General features: G+C 36.0%; 14 protein-coding genes. 7 read left to right on the forward strand and 7 right to left on the reverse strand.

The features are described 5' to 3' along the window. Window positions 1-23: 23 nt before the first annotated feature. Complete coding sequence (locus BALOs_RS08090; protein WP_120404854.1) at window positions 24-3,113, reverse strand: amidoligase family protein; 3,090 nt, start codon at window positions 3,111-3,113, stop codon at window positions 24-26. Window positions 3,114-3,148: 35 nt separating this feature from the next. Further along, window positions 3,149-4,081, reverse strand: coding sequence for a hypothetical protein (locus tag BALOs_RS08095; protein WP_115362834.1), 933 nt, complete (start codon window positions 4,079-4,081; stop codon window positions 3,149-3,151). Between the two features lie 152 nt (window positions 4,082-4,233). Between BALOs_RS08095 and BALOs_RS08100 the strand changes: the two genes are divergently transcribed. From BALOs_RS08100 to BALOs_RS08110, 3 genes are all read left to right on the forward strand, one after another. Then, window positions 4,234-5,178 (forward strand): class I SAM-dependent methyltransferase, encoded by a 945-nt coding sequence (locus BALOs_RS08100; protein ID WP_120404855.1) that lies wholly within the window; start codon window positions 4,234-4,236, stop codon window positions 5,176-5,178. Between the two features lie 24 nt (window positions 5,179-5,202). Beyond that, window positions 5,203-5,964, forward strand: a complete 762-nt coding sequence (locus BALOs_RS08105; RefSeq protein ID WP_120404856.1) for an N-acetylmuramoyl-L-alanine amidase — start codon at window positions 5,203-5,205, stop codon at window positions 5,962-5,964. 72 nt (window positions 5,965-6,036) lie between these two features. After that, window positions 6,037-10,041, forward strand: coding sequence for a hypothetical protein (locus BALOs_RS08110; protein ID WP_162929617.1), 4,005 nt, complete (start codon window positions 6,037-6,039; stop codon window positions 10,039-10,041). Window positions 10,042-10,098: 57 nt separating this feature from the next. On the opposite strand, the gene BALOs_RS08115 is transcribed toward BALOs_RS08110, so the two are convergent. After that, window positions 10,099-10,845: a hypothetical protein gene (locus tag BALOs_RS08115; RefSeq protein WP_115362844.1), complete on the reverse strand. Its 747-nt coding sequence runs from the start codon at window positions 10,843-10,845 to the stop codon at window positions 10,099-10,101. Window positions 10,846-11,023: 178 nt separating this feature from the next. Between BALOs_RS08115 and lexA the strand changes: the two genes are divergently transcribed. The 4 genes from lexA (at window position 11,024) to BALOs_RS08135 (ending at window position 15,567) form a co-directional block, all read left to right on the forward strand. Further along, complete coding sequence (gene lexA / locus BALOs_RS08120; protein WP_158536897.1) at window positions 11,024-11,662, forward strand: transcriptional repressor LexA; 639 nt, start codon at window positions 11,024-11,026, stop codon at window positions 11,660-11,662. Then, complete coding sequence (locus BALOs_RS08125) at window positions 11,655-13,790, forward strand: AMP-binding protein (protein WP_120404858.1); 2,136 nt, start codon at window positions 11,655-11,657, stop codon at window positions 13,788-13,790. Before lexA ends, BALOs_RS08125 begins: the two co-directional genes overlap by 8 nt. A gap of 119 nt (window positions 13,791-13,909) precedes the next feature. Beyond that, entirely contained in the window at window positions 13,910-14,659 is a 750-nt protein-coding gene (locus BALOs_RS08130) for a serine protease (protein ID WP_115362851.1), read from the forward strand. 143 nt (window positions 14,660-14,802) lie between these two features. Beyond that, window positions 14,803-15,567: a serine protease gene (locus tag BALOs_RS08135; RefSeq protein WP_120404859.1), complete on the forward strand. Its 765-nt coding sequence runs from the start codon at window positions 14,803-14,805 to the stop codon at window positions 15,565-15,567. A 35-nt stretch (window positions 15,568-15,602) separates the two neighbouring features. On the opposite strand, the gene BALOs_RS08140 is transcribed toward BALOs_RS08135, so the two are convergent. From BALOs_RS08140 to eno, 4 genes are all read right to left on the reverse strand, one after another. Continuing rightward, window positions 15,603-16,376 (reverse strand): hypothetical protein, encoded by a 774-nt coding sequence (locus BALOs_RS08140; protein WP_120404860.1) that lies wholly within the window; start codon window positions 16,374-16,376, stop codon window positions 15,603-15,605. 82 nt (window positions 16,377-16,458) lie between these two features. Further along, entirely contained in the window at window positions 16,459-17,649 is a 1,191-nt protein-coding gene (locus tag BALOs_RS08145) for a hypothetical protein (RefSeq protein ID WP_120404861.1), read from the reverse strand. A gap of 56 nt (window positions 17,650-17,705) precedes the next feature. Further along, on the reverse strand, window positions 17,706-18,326 hold the full coding sequence (locus tag BALOs_RS08150; RefSeq protein WP_120404862.1) for a hypothetical protein: 621 nt from the start codon (window positions 18,324-18,326) through the stop codon (window positions 17,706-17,708). A 55-nt stretch (window positions 18,327-18,381) separates the two neighbouring features. Beyond that, on the reverse strand, window positions 18,382-19,662 hold the full coding sequence (gene eno, locus BALOs_RS08155; RefSeq protein ID WP_120405645.1) for a phosphopyruvate hydratase: 1,281 nt from the start codon (window positions 19,660-19,662) through the stop codon (window positions 18,382-18,384). Between the last annotated feature and the right edge of the window lie 80 nt (window positions 19,663-19,742).

Below are 19,742 nucleotides of genomic sequence, written 5' to 3' on the forward strand. Positions count from 1 at the left end.
GGCCCTCCACGGGCCCTTTATATTTATAGAATTTCATTAATTAATTCATCACAACTATTGGTTCGAACAAACTCTCCAGGTAGCTCACGAGCTGGAACAATTTCTTGTCTCATTTCTTGAGCGGCCATAGCAGCTCTAATACGATGATCATTATTCATTGTATTTAACTCATCAGCAGGACCTGGTGTCCACTGACGGCCAGTAGAGTTTAAAGCATTCTCTTCACTTCTAGCATCAACGGCCTGTCCCCAACCTCGTTGATGTGGATGAATCGCCATTTTCTCTTCAATATCTCTAAAGAAGACCTTCTGACTTTCAATTTGTGAAGTTGATAATCCTTCCATTGCAGCAGTTCTAAATTGATTTATATCAAGACCTAAATCATCACAAAGTTTCTTTAAGTCATCTTCAACAGTAGCTGGAGATTTTACATAATCTAAGTGAGTTGTATTATCAACTTCGCCATCTAAAGGCTCAGTTGAATTAATTGCCTTATCAAGCATTGCACGAACTAGCTTAATTTGCATTGCTGATTCAGCAGCATCTCTTGGCGCATTAAACATTCTAAACTCAGCTTTTCTAATTTTCGGGTCAACTCTAAATGTTCTTCTCCAGTCTGTTGTCGGATTTGAAATATCGAAATCATCTGTTACAAACTCTTCAGGAATTACATCTTGGTAATAAGCTGAAACATCAAGTTGTAGATAACGTGTCTTACGTCCAAAACGAGTGTTAAAGTATCTTTCATTATAAAGAAGTTTTTTAAGCTCTTCCTCTGTTCCGTTAAAGTCTTTTAGCGCATTCTTAAGGGTATCACTAATCTCTATTTGTTCAGAAGTGTGAGTACGATTAATATGCTGGAACATAAGTGAAATAATCCCTCTGTGCTCATGGAAGATCGTTAAAAATCTTGCAAGGGCCTTAGGGTTATCATCAAATGCAGCTAGGTCAATATTCACGTGACCACCACCGGCCATAATAGACGGTAGAACATTATTTTTCTCAAATGCTTTATAAACTGCACTTACTTCTTCAATTGTTGGTGTGAACTTTGGTGTAATAAGCTCTATCGTTCCACCACGTGGAGAATCTGCGATGATTTCACCTTCAGGAGTATACGAACGTCCAATACCGTCCCACTCAACTTGCCACTTACGACCTTTCGAGTCGCGAATAGCATAGGCTACATCTAAACCGTGGCCGTGCCCATCAACCTCTAGCTTAACAGGTGGCTCACCTTCTTCACCGCCAATCTGATCGTAAAGGTCCTTAGCAACTCTCTTAATAATTGCTTCTCTTTCTTGTGAAGATAGATCAATAATCGTTTGTACCCATGCACGTTTTCCATCTTCAAGTCTCTCTTTAGAAGTGATTGACTTAAGTCTTAATGGGAATTTACCTGAATATTCAATTCCTAGATCGATATCATTAACGTCAACTGGATTATTAACTCGGTTAGGAGCATCAACTTTGGCCTTAAAGTCCATTGTTAATTCGTTATAGTCCATATCTTTAGGACGCATATAGTTTTCAAGATCATCAATAAGCTTAGAAGCAGAAACCCATGTACGATTCATTTCACGAATTTCATTTTTCAATTGCGAAGGATCCATATCTGGGTCCATTAGAGCAACCTTTTGCGTATAATCCTTAACTAAGTTTTTAATAATCTCTCTTTTTGTATCACCGATGAAAGCAACACCTGGCTCAGTCCATCCCCAATACATGACTCGATAAGAGTCTTTGATTCCGGCCTTATTCATATTATCAAGGGCCTGCTTAACAACGTCTTGTTCAATTCCAAAACGCTCTGAAATACTCTGTGCAGTCTGAAACGATGAACTATTTAAATTATAATCAGCAATGTCTGCAATTCCACTAAAGTCATTAGCTGCAATTCTAGCGGCAAGTGTTGTTTGATAAAAACGAGCTGGTGCAAGATTCTTTGTCCCCGCTCTAAATTCAATACCTAGTCCGCCAGTATTTCTAACCCATGGTTTCCACTGATCATCAGGTCTAATTACACCGCGGCCACCATGATAGAGATTACTTAAGTTTGCTTCAGATTGAACACTTTTATAATTCGCAAATTCAATTCCAGAATTCCCTTTAATTCCGTTAAGAACAATATAAGACTGGACCATACGATAGAATTCAGAAAGTTTTCCTGTTTCTAATTCAGGGTGTTTTGCAAATACAATACGTTGGTGACCAGGAGCTTGGAATAATTTTATTTTTTTCTCTAATGTTTGAGGGTCACGAATAACCTGTGCTAGTGACTCTCTAAACCAAGCGACCATTTCCTCAAACTCACCATATGTGTTTTGAGCGTGGAAGTTGATTTCCCAACCACCACCTTGTCCACCACCATGTGCGTGTGCATCATTAATAAATTTTTCCGCCTTTCCAAAAACAGAAGTCCACTGAGAATAATCATATCTTTGTTTAAGAAATTTATCTGGAAGGCCAGGTAGATTTCCATTAAACATTTTCATTCTTACAGTAGGTTTAATAAATGAAAGAGGCTTATCCCCCATTTGATCAAAGAGGTTATTAAAAACTGTTTTTAGAGTATCTAAATTTGCCTCTTCAATATTTGTTGCCTTAAGTTCTGTAAGATCAAGTACCTTAGGGTTCCCCTCTAAATCTACAACATCTGAAGCAAGATCGATTTTCTTTCCTGTAAACATATCTTTATATGTACGATAACCATTAGCATCTTTGGCGTAATTAGAAAGAAAGTCACGATAGAACTCTTCTTGCTTTTCAGCACTTAAATTTCCAATTTTTGTTTTAATATAAGAAGTTGGTGGCGTCATTACACGTGTAAGTAAACTTGAAGATGCCTCTTTTTCTGCACCAAAAGTTACCCCACCAAGCATTCCAGGAAGAGTCTGACCATCGACAAGTGCTGCTTTTGCGCTATAGCTTGCCCCAGAATACTGGAGGTCTGCCCAGGCCTCATAGGCCGTTTTATAGTTACCATCTGATGATGGCGTACGATAATCACTATTTTTTACGTGGGAAATACCAAACCAAGCAGCAGTTCCAATCGCAACAGTTCCAAGAACTGGCAAATAGAGATCTTTAAATTTTTTGTTTGTTTTACTCATAGGTCATACCTTTTTGTATATTTAATAAAAATTAATTACTTAAAAAAACATTTCTTAGACTTAAGCTCTTCTATACTTGAAAGAGTCTCAGGAGTCTTATCACTCACCTTGTACAGTTCTTTAAAGAACGCATCTTCCCTTTGTGAAACAGGCTTATTGGCCGCTTCATCAATGGCCTTTGCAAGCTTTGCAGCTCTTTCAGGTGAAAACTTTCCATCAATAATCTTCCAAAATGAATTTTTAGCTCTTGGCCCGACCATTGTTACTTCTCTAGAATTACCTTTGCTAAATTTTGCAACGGCATTAAAGAATTCACGATACTCCTTCTTAGCTCTTTGCTCAGAGAAGCTTAAGAAAATTGCATATGATCTTCTTTCACTACTATTTAGATAGCGAGAAGCATCTTTGATATTATTGTTTCGTGATAATCTAGAAATGTATCTTGTAACTCCTGCAGGAGTTTTAGGTACTCTTTGAACAACTCTCATTAAGTTTGAATCAGCAACTTTCACAAGATTGTTACTAAAACCTAATGTTGCGAGTTCATCTGCTTTACAATACGAACAGTTAAGAACTTTTGCAGATTGCTCACCATATACTGAAGCAATATAAGCGAGATCATTTACAACATCTCTAAAAGTCTCACCTTCTACATCTTTATGAGACATCTTCAATGCTGCCATAACACGACCAATCTTTGCTTGGTCTTCTCTATTGGCACGATTTTTAATATCGGCCAGTGCGGTACTTAAGTCAGGATAACCATGCTTTAAGGAAACAACACTTGTACGAATAGAATCCTTTAATGTCGTTACCGATGCCCCTGAAACACCTTCTTTTACAATTTTTGATTTAATTGAAATAGGCTTTAAAAGCATTTCACCTAAAGTAAAAACACTGGCATTGGCCGATAACGTTATTGCAACTGAAGCGCAGAAAAGTAGCGCACTTTTGCCAAATAATTTCATTAATCTCTCCTCACTTATCAATAAATTTGATAAATAGCTAAAATATCATTCAACTTAACGGGTGAATTAACTGATAACTTGAGTCCAGTAATTGCTTTTTTTTCAAATTAGAGCATAATTTACGTAAATCTGATTAGTTACCAAGGACAGAAATGAGTGCAATACATGGTCGAATAAAAAAACTCTATCGACATAAGAAAAAGTGGGCCAGAAAAAATCAAATCGATTCCTATCGACTCTACGATCGAGATATTCCTGACTTCCCATTTATTGTCGATTGTCATGGCCCATATTGCGTGATTTATCGAAGAGAGATTGATCGAATTGATGAGAAGAAAAATCATCTCCCACTACTCATTGATGCCTTAATCAATGAATGTGAGTACAGTGAAAAGAATATCGTTATCAAAGAAAGAAAAGTTCAAGACGAAACTTTTCAATACACAAAAGAGAGCACACACCAAGATCTTGTCTTTAACTCAAAAGAAGGTGAAATTCAGTTTAAGTTAATTCTTAATCGCTATATTGATACTGGTCTCTTTTTAGATCATAGGCCCCTTAGACAGAAACTAGCAAATGAACAGCTAGAAGATAAAAATGTCTTAAATCTATTTTGCTATACAGGAAGCCTCTCTGTTGCCTCTGCCCACGCTGGTGCAATCGTTACCAGCGTTGACATGTCTAACACCTATCTTAATTGGGCAGAAGATAATTTTAAATTAAATGATATCGATCCGAACAAGCACAAATTTATAAGAGAAGATGTCTTAAAGTATTTAGCACATAACGCTCAAAAGATTTTAAAAGAAGAAGAAAAATACGATCTCATCATCCTCGATCCTCCATCAATGTCTAAATCAAAGAAAATGGAGAAGCTCTTTGATATTCAAAGTGATCATGTTGAACTTATAAATAATTGTGCAAAGCTTTTAAAGAAAGATGGGACTCTCTATTTTTCAAATAATTTACGCAGCTTTAAGCTTGATGAGAGTGTTCAAGAATCATTTGACGTCAAAGACCTCACCAAATGGAGTATTCCACAAGACTTTCACGATGCAAAAATACACAAGCTGTATAAAATAAATTTGCACTGCTAGATTTTGTCCATATAATGGTAATACATGAGTTTAAAACTTCTCTTTCAATTGATTACAACATTAATTATTTGCACCAATATAATGGCAGCAACGGTCTTAATAGACCCAGGACATGGGGGTGAAGACTGTGGAGCCAAAGCAAAAGTGTGGAAGAAGAAAAAGCTAAAGGTAGTTTGCGAAAAAGATATCGCACTAAAAATTGCAAAAAAACTCAAAAAGTTTATCAATGAAACAAAAAGGCATCGAGCCTATTTAACAAGAACTCTCGACACAACAATCACCCTACAAAAAAGGGCCGATATGGCCGACATAATAAAGGCCGATATTTTCATTTCAATTCACTTAAATGCAGCAACAGATAAGAGCTCAAATGGCTTTGAAACTTATTATTTAAATAATCATAAGGATGCGGCAATAACAAAGATTGAAAATGTCGAAAACCGAGATCTTCACGGCAAAGAAGTTGTTATCAATAATATTCTTACAGACCTTGTTGTTGAAAGAGTTGCTCCAGAGTCTAAGAAGCTTGGAGATAATGTTCACGGAGAACTAAGTAAACTCTTAACAAAGAATTATAAAATGAAAGACCGAGGTTTAAAACCAGGTCTCTTCTATGTCTTGGCCCTTTCAAAAAGACCTTCAATTCTCTTGGAGGCTGGTTTTTTAACAAATAACTCTGAAGCTAGTTTGGTATTGGATAACTGGTTTCACCACCTTTATGCAAAGTACGCTGCAAAAGGTATTATTAGTTACTTAGACTCCATTTCAGGCCCTAACCTCTTTTAATTTATTTTTCTCAAAAAAAACTTTCGTTAAATACTCAAGTATTACCTGTACATAGCCGAAAAGTTTAACGAAATGTATCGATATATCATTATTGTTTTAACATTCATTCTACATTTGAACTTCGCCTACGGTGCGCAGACTTCAACATGTGTGGTTCAAAAAGAATCAACAGTGAGCAATAGTGTTCGAGACATATGTAGTGCAACCTTAATTGATCAACACAATATTCTATTTGATCCTTCTTGCCAGGGCGGCGTAAACCCTAGAAACAGAAGAAACCAAAGATATATCGTAAGCTGTGCCAATGGATTAACGACATTTAAACTTCCAAGAATAAACACTTTTCGTCCTAAAAGAAGTTCCACATTATTCACATTTGAAGATGAGCTTCCTTTCATCCCGACAAAGCATTCTAATCAAGTCGATAATTCAACATTAGCAAATTGTTTTATTGAAACCCACAAAAGACAAGTTCCTTTAAGAAGTAACAGGCTCAAAGAAGATACAAGAAATTTAAATTTTCAAAAAGATTTAAGTAATGCTCCTGTCTATTGTAAGAGTACGAATGATGACGAAGTTGTGCTCATGGGTACATTAGATGAGAATGGTCATTTCAAGGACATTGATAGTTTAAATAATGAGTTCTCAATTGAATCTGACTTTAAGGTAAATTTAGATACAAGTAATTACGAACAAGATTCAATATCAGAAATATGTCACGGTGCTTATCAGTGTGTAAGTGAATTAATTGAAGATGTAAATCAACTTAATAAAGACTTAGATGAAATATTAAAGCGCTTTTCAAATAAACAAATAGAAGAAGAACGTCAACAACTTGCACGAGATTTTCAAGAACTTGAAGCAAAATGTCACCGAACAAATGTAGAGGCCAGAATCGATTACAATACAGGTAATGACGCCGGAATGGGTGATAAAGCAATGGGTGCTTTAGAAAAAGGTGTTATTGGTGTCTTTAGGGCCATTGAAAGCGTTAACCCATTTGATGATGAAGACTTCTTACTAAGTCAATTTAAAAACACTGAAGCAATTGCACAGAACTTAAGTGAAGCAGAGATCAAAGCAACTTTTGATAAAGTTAACCAGCTTGATCTATCTAACTTTGAGAAAATACGAGAATTGGCCCTCGCCTACTCTGAAACAGTAGTTCATAAGGTTCTTGATGAAATGGGAACTTTTGAAACGGCACAAGAAAAAAACGATTTTCTAAAATCGTATATGGATGATTTCAAAGTATGCCTTTCAAAAACAATAAACTCTTCCCAAGTTAAAGAATGTGCAAATACTTTCACTAATAATATTTCAACGGCCATTGGTGAAGTTGAATTAGATCGCCAAATTGGACTAAATTTTTCACCTGAAGATGACCTCTCTTCTTTAAAACTTAAAGCAAAGAATAAATATCTAGGTTGCCTTGATAAAAACTTAGGTAAATTTGAAAAAATAATTGATGCCACTGCGACTGTTAAAGGATGTGTTTACCAGGGAATGATAGCAAGTTATCAAGAAACAAGAAGAACTCGCTTAAACGATACCCTAAAGTCATACACTGGAAGAGATGATAATAGAGAGATTGTAACTTCCATCCTTTCAAAGACAAATACATGTCGATTTGCACCTGTGATAAACAAAGCAGATCACAATGACAGAGACTACCTTGCTTTAGCTCAAATGAGCACGGATAGCTTTACTAATGAAATAAAAGACTGCATCGATGGATTACAAAGAGTAGCAGCTGGTGATGTTGTTGAAATTGCCGTTAGAACAAATCAACAAATCGTAGAAAACTTAAGTGCAGATGAAGCGCAACTATTGTCTCAAGAACTAAAAGATATTCATCTAAGAGCATGTATGGAGGCACGTAAGACGAGTGATGGAAATGAATGTGCAAAATTCGTTACGGCCATGGCAACACTAACAGCTGCGGAATCAATTTTAAGAAATGAGTTTGAATCACAATTTGAAGACTTAAACCTACCACAACAAAGAAGAGATGAATTAACAGATGAAATAATCGAACAATATCAAGCTTGTGCACAACGTACAAAAGAAGAATACTACAAAGACTTAACGAAAGAGCCAAATGAAAAGTTAGTAAACAACTGCTTAACAGGTGCCATTAAAAAGTTATCTAGTAGTATCTTAGAAGACAGTATAAATAAGGCAACAGCAGAAAAAGATATCGATGTGTCTCTCGTATCCCGAGCAGTTGACCGTCAGAAACTAGAAAGACTAAAAACAGAGATTAAAAAATGTTTTGATGAGGGCCTAGGAAAGTATGAAACAATGAGTACTTACCAAGAAAACCTCAATAAAGAGATTGAAAATTGTACCTTTAGAACGCAAAAAACAGTTATTGAATCAATCGCACAAGAGATGGCCTCAGATAAGATTGGAGACTTTGGTTTAAGCGAGAATAAGACTAACGAAGTTAGACAATTAATCTCTAGTCATATCAATGCAAGTACTCCACTAGATATGGATGAAAGAATTGATACTCTAACTCCTCTACTGATAAGAAATGTCGCATCGGAGGCCATTGAGGGAACAGTAAGTGACTTTAAGTCAACAATGACAAAAGAAGAATATGAGACAAAGCGTGATCAAATTCAAGACCAATTAAATACATGCCTTGATAAGGTTATGTCTGAAAATGAAAAAGATACTTCTTTTAATGCTACTGATGCATCAAATATTTGTATCTCTGTTACAGCTAAGGATGCCTTTATTACATTAGCACCAACTATAATAGAGGAGTCGATCGCACCTCTATTTAATTCAGAGCCACAAAAAGTTCTAGACTTAACAAATCGTGCAAAGAGAAATGTCATGCCTTGTCTTGCAAGAATTAAAGATGATGAAAACGCACAAGCTAATGCTGAAAAATGTGTTATTGATGAATTACCACAAATTGCAACAACTATAGCATCTCAACTATTAGGAGACCTTAATAGTTTTGCAAATAAAGATGGAAGACAACCATCACTACTCGCTTCTAATAGCTACCAAGAATTTGAAAAGTGTCTTATACGTCTTGAGTCTCCTTCACTTAGCGAGGCTACTGAGAATATGAATGATTGTATAAAAGATCTTGAAAGAGGCGCTAAAACTGAATTACAAAAGCGATTTGTCCATGTTTATGGCCAAAACAACCCAAGAGAAATCAATGAAGTAATTGATCTTATCTTACAAATTCCAGGAGAAGATAAAGCACAAGAATATAAAAGTAATGAAGAGACTTCAGGAACTCCTAATAGTGAATTGATTTCAACACTTGAGCTTCTTGGGGAAACGATGAAATATTCTTGCGACAATAATACAGCAGTCTGTCAGCAGCATATTTACAACGCAAAGATTTTACTCACAAGGCATTTTCAAAATAATCCAAATGCTACAACACAAGAAAATACGCAAGCTTTTATGAATAGCCCTATCATGGACAACGTCATCGCTTCTCAAATAGGAATGACTCTTAATGAAACTTTTAAAACAGAGTTAAACGAATATAATGATAGCTCTAACCTTCTTAATAGAAAGATTGACGAGATTACAAATAATCGCATGTTAACTAATATTTTAGCAACGCCTGAAGGTAGGCAATTAAAATCATATATATTTGATAAAATTGAAAAGGGTGAATTAGATAATCTGGCCGAAGACACAAGACTTAGAGAGCTATTGGCCGAGGCCCTAACAAAAGATACTGGAGAAGGATCATTTGGAGATGGACTTGCTGAAGGCCTAGTTCAAATACAATTAAATAAGATGAGAAGAAGATCAAGTGGCTTTGGAGGACTATTTAGAGAGTTCAAAGTGAAGTTTGGTGACATTCTTAATATTATTGATCGTAAAGACTTCAAATGGGATATCCTAACAAAGACACGCTCTGGACAAAGAGCACGAGAGTACATGATTAAAGAAATACTCGCCCCTTCAATTAAAGGTGAAGACTTAAGTGCACTTGAGAGCAGAGACAGAAAATATCCAAATCAACAAGAAGAGCGACTTGGAAAGCTTACTGAAATGATCACACAGGCACTTAAAGAAGCTAATGATTAAGAAATAAAAAAGGCCTCTTTAAAAAGAGGCCCTTTATTATATAGAATTTAATTTAAATTATCTCATTCTCTGAAGCATTCCCTGCCCATTTACGAAGAATAAATCGTTTTCATCAATTGATCGTAGAACAGATGAGGCCTTATAATTAACTTTAATCATAGCGGAAGCAATTGGGCTATCAAGACTTCCTTGGTTAGCAATTGAGATTACTTCACTAGAAGCATTAAAGTTAAATCCCCAAGAAACACTAATATTACTTGCTGTAACAAATAATCCTGTTAAATAAGCACCCTTGCCTTCATATTTACCACCGTATTGAAATGCTACAGTATAAACAAAAGAGATAACCTCTGAGCCAAAGCCATTTTTATAAGTTACTTTAAATGAGCGAACAATTGGCATCTTCCAATTTGACATTGAACTAAACGTTGAGTTTGGATCATCCATATTTGGAATTACGCTAATGGCCTTAGCAAAACTTGAATTACTAACTGGCTTACCAGCTTCAACAATCTTCCAAATCTTTTGTCCCAAGGCAATGAATTTATCAATTGTCATAAATACTTGACCCAATGAAGCGGCACCAGACTTTTCGACTAAACCTTCATAGACAGCTTCATAATCAGGAGCGACTTCTTCAACCTCTCTTGATACAATATGTAAATATTGTTCTTGATCAACGTTATCTAATTTTAAGAACGACTCTCTTGTCCCTACCTCAGGAACCTGAGCGAACGAATTGAATCCGATAACAATAGTTACAACGGTAACAAATAAACTTAAAAATGAGTTTGATGATTTCATTTAACCCTCCCAATGATTTGTTAAGACATAACTATCCTTTTCAAAGGAGACTCGTCAATAAAACAAGGGAGATATCTGCCATTGTAAGTTTTTTTCACAAAAACCGTGAACATTTTTCACTAATTTTGTGAATTTTTAACAATTTGACTTACGCAGTACTTACGCATAACATATGAATATGGCGTTAACTAAAAAACAGAATCAAGTTTATTTATATATTAAAGAGTATTTTGATAAAGAGGGCTATGCCCCAACTCAGAAAGAAATCAAAGAACACTTTGGGCTTAAGTCCTTTGGTTCAGTCAATAAGTACATGCACTATCTTCAAGAAGCAGGAAAAATCGAAATCGATTGGAATGCGAGACGTGGAATAAAATTACTTGAAGAAATCACTGCCCCACCGGCCATGGTAACAACACATCAGGCACAATTTAGTGAGGTCCCACTGCTTGGTGATGTCGCCGCCGGAAATCCCATTGAGGCCATTGAAAACCCATCAGAGCACACAATGGTTCCAAATCACATGGTGGCCAAACCAGGCCGATACTTTGCTTTAAATGTACAGGGTGATTCAATGATTAATGACGGTATATTTGAAGGAGATATTCTTGTTTGCCGAGCACAAGAAAATGCAAACCAAGGTCAAACCGTTATTGCTGTTGTGGATAATGAGGCCACTGTAAAGAACTTCTACAAGAAAAAGAATTCTATTGAATTACACCCGGCCAATGATCGACTCTCACCTTTTATTATTACGGGGCAAAATGATTTTCGTATAGCTGGTATCGTCGTAGGCCTTCTAAGAAGTTATGAATAACAAGAACTTCATTTCTCATATAATTAACAATCTTAATATTAGATTGGATTCTCCCCTTCTTTATAAAGATGACAAGGTCCAATTAACATACCAAGAATTATTAGAAGCAATCAGTAAAAGGCCTAACTTAGATCAGCTAGACCAATTAAAGCAAAGTGATAAATCTTATACATTCTTAAAATGGACGGAAAATAATAAAGAGTTTATTTGTCGCTATTTTCAATTAATAAACTTTGGCATTATTCCCATCCTTGTTGATGAAAGAAGATTACAAAACTCTCCTGGTGACTATGACATAAAAGATGTCTTTGAATCATTTCAAAAAAATCAAATTCATATAATTGAAAGATATGAAGATTGTGCAACAATACTCTACACTTCAGGAACAACAGGTACACCAAAGGGTGTACGTATCTCACTTAAAAATTTAATCTCTAGTGCAAAAGCAACTATTGAGCATTATCAAATTACATCAGAAGATAACTGGGCACTCTCACTTCCCCTATATCACATAGGTGGACTTATGATCTTATGGCGATGCCTGATGGCAGGCGCTAGCACGACTCTAGCACGCCCTGATAATGTGCAAGAAACAATCATTAATAGTAAGAAAGTTACAATGGCCTCACTTGTACAATTGCAACTTGAACGAATTGTTAATATTGCGAGCATGGATGATTTTAAAAAGCTTAAGGGAGTCGTTCTCGGAGGATCAAAAGTAGATCCAACGTTAATGAAAAAGGCAATCTCAAAGAACTTAAAGCTTTCAAATTCATATGGAGCAACAGAGAGTTGTGCTCAATTCTTAGCAACACCATTTACCACTGATCTGCAAACGCTTATGAGTGTTGGAAGTCCAATGAATGGCCATGTCTTTATCGAAAATGATCACCTCATTTTAGAAGGTGACAGTATTGCGCTAGGTTACCTTAATGGAGAAAACTTTAATTCAAGACTAATGACCAATGACAAGGCCACTTATGATGCCAATAATAATATTTCAATTATAGGAAGAAGTGATAACACTTTTCAAAAAGCAGCTGAAAATATAAACCCAGAAAATATTGAAGCAAAAATAAACGTAGGCTTAGAAACAAATTGTTATGTCGTCCCTATTGATAATAATCGTTATGAAAACCTTATCAGTTTAATTTTTGATAAGAGAGAAACTCTTAAGAAAGTAAATAAAATTATTAATGACTCCCTAATTCCATTTGAAAGGCCACATCTCATTTATCAATGTGATGATATAAGCTCTTACCAGAAAGGAATTAAAATTAGTCGCAAGCAGATTGCGTCAACATTAAATGAGCTACACGATGGCTTCAGTGAGAAGCTCTATTTAAACGCTTGTGGTAGGCCTAGTGGCGATATTCTTATCGTCTCTCATGGATTTATGGGAGAGGCCCTAGAGTTTGAAAACTTGATTCAAGAACTTAAAGAAAAGTATTTAATTATCTTTATCGATCTTCCAGGCCATGGGAGCAATTGCAAATTAGAAAGCTTAGAAGAGTTTAAAAATGAGATGATTAATTTCATAAAAACTGCCAATAATAAGGATCGTAAAATAAATTTCCTAACTTATTCAATGTCGGCCCGTATATTCCAGGAAATTCTTTTTGATAAACGACTTTCTAAGATCCAAAATATTGATAATTTTATTAATGAGTCTGGATCACCAGGCTTCTTAACAGATGAAGACTCACGAAAAAAACGTATGGCCCATGATGGCCGAATCTTTGATATATATAATTCAAATCAAGATGCAAGAGAGTTTTACAAAAACTGGTACGAGCAGAGTGTTTTTACAAAAGTAAATGAACATAGTGAATATCAAAACATGATTGAAACGAAGTCAGCACAACTTCCTTCTATGATCACTTACTGGCAAAAAGCTGCCACGACTTTATCTGTAGCAAACCAAGAAAACCTTTTGGACATTACAAAACTGCCTAAAGGAATAAAGTATCACTATATACACGGCAGACTTGATACAAAATATTCTCAATACGCCCAGCAATTCAAGGCCCATGGTGCATTCACCTATGAAATAGCAGATGCTTCACACAACACTCACCTCATGTCCCCAAAAGATTACTTAAAAGTTCTTCATAAAATACTGAAATAATGCTTATTTTTGTGTCAGAAGAGATTAACTTCTTACAACTTCTTACTATAAGCTCTCGAAATTTGCAGGAGTGTGACTGAGGTCATAGACTTTTTGTTCACAAACAAAGGGAGATCGTAGTGAAAAAGTTAATACTTGTGACATTATTGCCACTTACCGTCTTTGCAATGGACAAGTCTATATGTGGAATGGATGAACGTGTACCATCAAGTGACCCTAAGGTTGGGCGTTCACTAGAAAATAAAAGAGATAAAGCAGGTTGTACTGTAACTCTAATTTCAAACTCATGTGTAATTTCAGTCGGACACTGTGCTGCAACTCTAAACTACCTAGAGTTCAATACACCTACTTCAACAAGAAGAGGTATCAGACACCCAGGTCCAAAAGATATCTATCGCGCAGATAGAACAACACTTAAATATAAGAGCAATGGACAAGGTGATGATTGGGCAGTTGTAAAAGCACTACCAAATGAGCACACTGGACTTCTACCAGGTCAAGCACAAGGTTATTACCCAATCGCTAAAGAAGTTCCACCAATTGGAACAATGCTTTCAATTACAGGATATGGAAGTGACCGTGGTGAATATGAAAGACACTTCGCTCAACAAAATAATTTTGGACCGCTAAAAACTGTTGGTGGATCAATTTGGAATGGTGGACACAGACCTGCCCTTCTAGAGCATAGAGTTGATACAATGGGTGGTAACTCTGGTTCAAGTATTATCAATCTTGAAACTGGTGAAATCATTGGTGTTCACTCTCATGGTGGATGTTACACAAGTGATGACAGCAAGAATGCAGGAACAGTTCTTCAACTTCACCCAGAATTCAAAGCAGCAGTTGAAAGCTGTCTAGCATCTGAATAATATCAAATAAATAAAATTTAAATCTATAGAAAGCCTCCAGTTTGGAGGCTTTTTTTGTCTATAAAAGATTCAAAAATATAGATTCTGATCTCACCGTGCGTTATTTTGAATCATTCAAATATTAATTAATTGCGGGGAAGACTTTGAAAACATTATTCATCTTACTATTTGTATTACCTATAACGACATTAGCAAATAATAAGTCCATTTGTGGATTTGACGATCGTGTACCATCAAAAAACCCAAAAGTAGCTCGTGCATTAAAGTCGCTAACGTCCAGACATGGTTGTACTGTAACGATGATCTCTAACTCGTGCGCTATCTCTGTTGGCCACTGTAAAAAAGACCTCAAGATTATTGAATTCAACACACCAGAGTCAACTAAAGAAGGTATTCAGCATCCTTCTCCAATGGATATATACTACGTTAATCAAGAAAGCTTAGTTTATAAGAATAATGGACCAGGAGATGACTGGGCAGTTATGAAAGTTGAAAATAACGAATTCACTAACTATGCCCCTGGAGAAGTACAAGGCTACTATGAAATAGCAAACGAAATGCCTGAAGCAGGTGCTTTTGTAAAGATCACAGGTTACGGATACGACGATGAGTTTGAGAAAAACTTTGCTCAACAAACTAATATTGGAGAATTAAAATCATATGGTGCACAGGAGCGCTATAGAAACCTGCCAGGCCTAATTTCACATAAAGTAGATACGATGGGTGGAAACTCTGGCTCAAGTATTGTTGAAGCAAAGAATAATCAAGTCATTGGAGTTCACTCACACGGCGGATGTAATATGACTCACTACTCGAATACAATGAATAAGGGTACAAGTATTATACTAAATAAAGAGTTTAATAAGGCCGTTAAAGAGTGTCTTGATTCAGAAAAAGAAGAAGACTAGAAATAAAAAAGCCTCTCTTTTGAGAGGCCTTTAAATTATGATTTCTTTTTCTTCTTACCTTTCTTTTTCTTCTTACCTTTCTTCTTACGATTTTTTGCAATAAAGACACCTGCTCCAACTATAAGGGCCAAGATAATATATAAAGTCATATCATCGCCACCAGAGCCTTTACCTTGCTTGCGTTGTCCGCCAACTCCAATATCCTGAAGACCTGTTTCACTATCTAGGAAGTCACCTGATGCTCCTGGTACAGCTTCACCTTTATTTCCTGCAAGTTTTAATCCGTCAGCATTACTCTTAATACGTGAGAATACCTGCATCGTTTCAATAATTTTATCAAAAATTGGCTTATAAGTTTGGTAGTGCTCTTTTGCTACAGAGAATGTTACCGCAACACCAAGCTCTCCCTTAACTGTTGCCATATAACGAGTATAGAAACCTGGTACCTCACTTGATAAGTGAAGAGAATCAACCCATGTGTGACCTTGGCCTTGAATCTTTTTCATTCTTGTATATGAAGGCTCAGAGATCTGACTCTTACCACCAGGCAGTTTAAAAGTTTTTGCTTGTTCTAAGTAAGCCTTGTATTGAATAAGATCATCTTGCTTACCACGATGTTTGGCAGCAAAAATAATAATGGCCTCTTTCTTTCTTCGATCATTTGTCGACTGACAAACATATTCACTTCCTTCAATTGCACATTCCCAACCATTAGGTAGCTCAAATTCCAAGAAATTAGATGTATAAGGTTTGGCAACGATACTTGAAGCGGCCAATAAGTAGAAAGCAATCAGAATATGCTTTATCATCAATAAATCCTTTTTGTGTTTATATTCAATATTTTATCTTAACTTAAAATTATATCAAAGGTTAAATATTTCCTAATATCAACTACTTAATTCTGGCCGCAAAGCCTTTTTGAATTGGCATCTTTCTATAACGAGTAACAATCTTCACAATTGAAGAGGCACTTGCAACTTCATACACCATTCCCTTTGCCACTAAAATATTTCCACCAAAGTAGTCAGTTTTATAAATATCCACAATATTACCTTTTTGAATATCATCTAGGCTTCCGTGATCAATCTTAATAAAGACACCTCGTGGAGAAACTTTAATAACATTTGCTTCAATGGTGTATTCTTTAAAGCTTTCTTCAAATTTTTGTTGAGCGCTAACCCCACCAGTTGTCCATTGAACACCTAGTGAAGCATAGATATCCTTATCTGTAGAAGTCGCAAGTACAGTTGAGCCGACTTTTCCATATATTAAATATTTATTTTTAATGATGGTTTGAGCGGTAGCATCAAGGGCCAAGAATTGACGATTGATAGAATTCCATCTTGATGTATAGCCACTTGATACAGCTGGCTTTGTCTGTGGTGAATCTGTATACTCATCTCCACCTAAACTATAGACTCCATTTGCTGATAGCCAAAATGCCCAATCGACATAGTGCTTAACCCATCTCGCTTCAAATGGGATTTCTGAAGAAATAGGGGCCCCAGGGATTCGATAACCAATTTTAAAATCATATGAGGTCCATTTAGTAGAATCAAATTTTGCAAGGAAATTAAACTCAATATCGTTTCCGCCATCTCCGAGAATAACTTCATCACTAGGAGCTGCATTTGCATAGGTATCAACAGAGTAGGGCCTAAATCGATACAAAGCGCTTATTGCAAAGTCGCGACCTCTCTTCTTACCAAGCCCGTAAATAACACCAGCATAAAATGATTCAAGACCTGCATTAGTAATCGTCTCTACAGAGTCTCCACTACTAACGTAGCGGGCCTTTAACCCGGCCAAGAGTTGAAAGTTATCCATGATTGCATATTGATAATCAATATTGGCATCAAATAGAAAGTAGCTTACTTCATCATTATAGATTACTTCATTTCCATCAACATCATGCTGAGAAAGAGTCGATGAGAGATCAAACGAAAGATCAACCCAAGAAGCACCTTTGGATAAGAGCTTTGCTTCAGATCGATAGATTCGATCATTGGCATAGGAATTATTTTTAGCAAATAATGATAGTATAACTACTAAAGAAAAAACGAATAACTTAATGATTTCCATACGTTTAATAGAATAACGTACATTTTTATTCTTTTATAGAAGTAGTATTCTTTTACCTAGCTAACCAACTTATACTGTGAGTAACCGAGTTTTTTTATACGAATAGAGGTATACCATTTGTGATTCTTGGCCCAAGACTTAAAGCTGATATCTTGCTTTTTAGCTAATGAGGCCAAAGAATGAAGGCCTACACTATTTGATGGATCCTGTTCACTGAAGTCTTGTGAAATCGTATTCTCAAAGATTAGCTCAATTGATTCATCAATAGATGTGATAAATACTTTTAAATCCTTCTTATTCGACCAGAGAAAGATATTTTTTACGATGTTTTTTATCATTCGTTCAAAAAGGGCGATATCAAGATCAAGAGTGCTATCACTTAAGTCCTTATCGAGCTTAATTGAGAATTCTAAGTTATAAAGTTTAAATTGCTCAGAAATATACGTTGTAAGTTGTTCAACCGTTAACGTTTTTGCTTTGGCCGTAAGCTTATCAAATTGCGAGGCTATTTGATTTTCCAGCGCCTGAATCTCTTGGTAAATCAGGGCCAAGGATTCTTTGCCCATTCCTTCAACATCATTCTCTCTTGCTTCGAGAAATAATTTAAGGCCATGAGTGTGATTGAGAAGATCATGTAAGAAGTGAATGGCTTCATTTTCTGGTATTTTCTTCGACATATAAAAGGCCTCTCTTCATATTTTACAAAGTAGGAGAGGCCTTGTATTGAAAGATTTAGATTAAACCATCAAAGGCGGCATTACTGCCAAGGGCCTCTTCAATTCTTAATAATTGATTGTATTTTGCAAGACGGTCACTTCTTGAAGCTGATCCAGTCTTGATTAATCCACTTGAAGTTGCAACAGCAAGATCTGCAATAAATGCATCACTTGTTTCACCAGAGCGATGTGAAATAATCGCTTGGAAATTATTATCAAAAGCAAGCTTTAGTGTTTCAAATGTCTCAGTAAGAGAACCAATTTGGTTGATCTTAACTAAGATTGAATTGGCCTGTTTCTTCTCAATTCCTTCAGCAAGAATTTTCTTATTTGTTACAAATAAGTCATCCCCTACTAGAAGAATCTTATCACCAAGCTTTTCAGTCAGACTTACCCAACCATCATAATCAGCTTCATCAAGGCCATCTTCAATTGAATATATCGGATACTTTGAGACTAAATTTGAGTAATAATCAACCATATCAGAGCTTGATAACTCTTTTCCTTGCATTTTATACTTACCATCTTTGTAGAACTCACTAGCGGCCGAATCAAGGCTGATACTAATGTCCTTACCTGGTGTATAACCGGCCTTCTCAATGGCCACTAAAATAAGGTCTAGCGCCTCTTCGTGTGAAGCAAGGCTTGGTGCAAATCCACCTTCGTCACCAACATTTGTTGAATAATTTTTCTCAGTTAATACTTTCTTTAGCGAATGAAATGTTTCAACACCAGCTCTTAAGTTTTCACTAAATGACTTATCCATATGAGGAACGATCATAAACTCTTGAATATCGAGATTATTTGAAGCGTGTTCACCACCATTGATAATATTCATTAGAGGCGCTGGAAGACGTGTTTTATTACTTGCAGTTGGTACCTTAAGGTCTTCTCTTAAGTATTGCCAAAGTGGTTTACCTAATTCGAGAGCACCAGCGCGTGCAACACACATTGAAACCGCTAAGATTGCATTGGCCCCAAGTTTTTCCTTATTTTCTGTACCATCAATTTCAAGCATAAGCTCATCAATTGCCTTCAAATCAAATACATTCATCCCAATCAACTTTGGTGCAATATATTCAGTAATATTTGAAAGGGCCTTCTTAACAGACTTTCCAAGATAATAAGACTTGTCACCATCTCTAAGCTCAAGTGCTTCTTTTGAACCAGTTGATGCTCCAGAAGGAACAGCGGCACGGGCCATAAACCCATTTTCAGTCACAAGATCAACTTCAACAGTTGGATTTCCTCTTGAGTCCAGAATTTGACGGGGAGTAATTGATTTAATTTTTGCGATTTTTTCAGACATATCCAAATCCTTAGTTTTATCTAAATATCATTATCTTTATACAAAGCTGGCCGATATTGTATCGTTAA

The organism is Halobacteriovorax sp. BALOs_7 (genome assembly GCF_003612895.1).
GTDB lineage: Bacteria > Bdellovibrionota > Bacteriovoracia > Bacteriovoracales > Bacteriovoracaceae > Halobacteriovorax_A > Halobacteriovorax_A vibrionivorans.

Coding starts and splice junctions, on each gene's coding strand:
- BALOs_RS08090 (WP_120404854.1), bottom strand. CDS start 3,113: ATGAGTAAAACAAACAAAAAATTTAAAGATCTCTATTTGCCAGTTCTT.
- BALOs_RS08095 (WP_115362834.1), bottom strand. CDS start 4,081: ATGAAATTATTTGGCAAAAGTGCGCTACTTTTCTGCGCTTCAGTTGCA.
- BALOs_RS08100 (WP_120404855.1), top strand. CDS start 4,234: ATGAGTGCAATACATGGTCGAATAAAAAAACTCTATCGACATAAGAAA.
- BALOs_RS08105 (WP_120404856.1), top strand. CDS start 5,203: ATGAGTTTAAAACTTCTCTTTCAATTGATTACAACATTAATTATTTGC.
- BALOs_RS08110 (WP_162929617.1), top strand. CDS start 6,037: ATGTATCGATATATCATTATTGTTTTAACATTCATTCTACATTTGAAC.
- BALOs_RS08115 (WP_115362844.1), bottom strand. CDS start 10,845: ATGAAATCATCAAACTCATTTTTAAGTTTATTTGTTACCGTTGTAACT.
- lexA (WP_158536897.1), top strand. CDS start 11,024: ATGGCGTTAACTAAAAAACAGAATCAAGTTTATTTATATATTAAAGAG.
- BALOs_RS08125 (WP_120404858.1), top strand. CDS start 11,655: ATGAATAACAAGAACTTCATTTCTCATATAATTAACAATCTTAATATT.
- BALOs_RS08140 (WP_120404860.1), bottom strand. CDS start 16,376: ATGATAAAGCATATTCTGATTGCTTTCTACTTATTGGCCGCTTCAAGT.
- BALOs_RS08145 (WP_120404861.1), bottom strand. CDS start 17,649: ATGGAAATCATTAAGTTATTCGTTTTTTCTTTAGTAGTTATACTATCA.
- BALOs_RS08150 (WP_120404862.1), bottom strand. CDS start 18,326: ATGTCGAAGAAAATACCAGAAAATGAAGCCATTCACTTCTTACATGAT.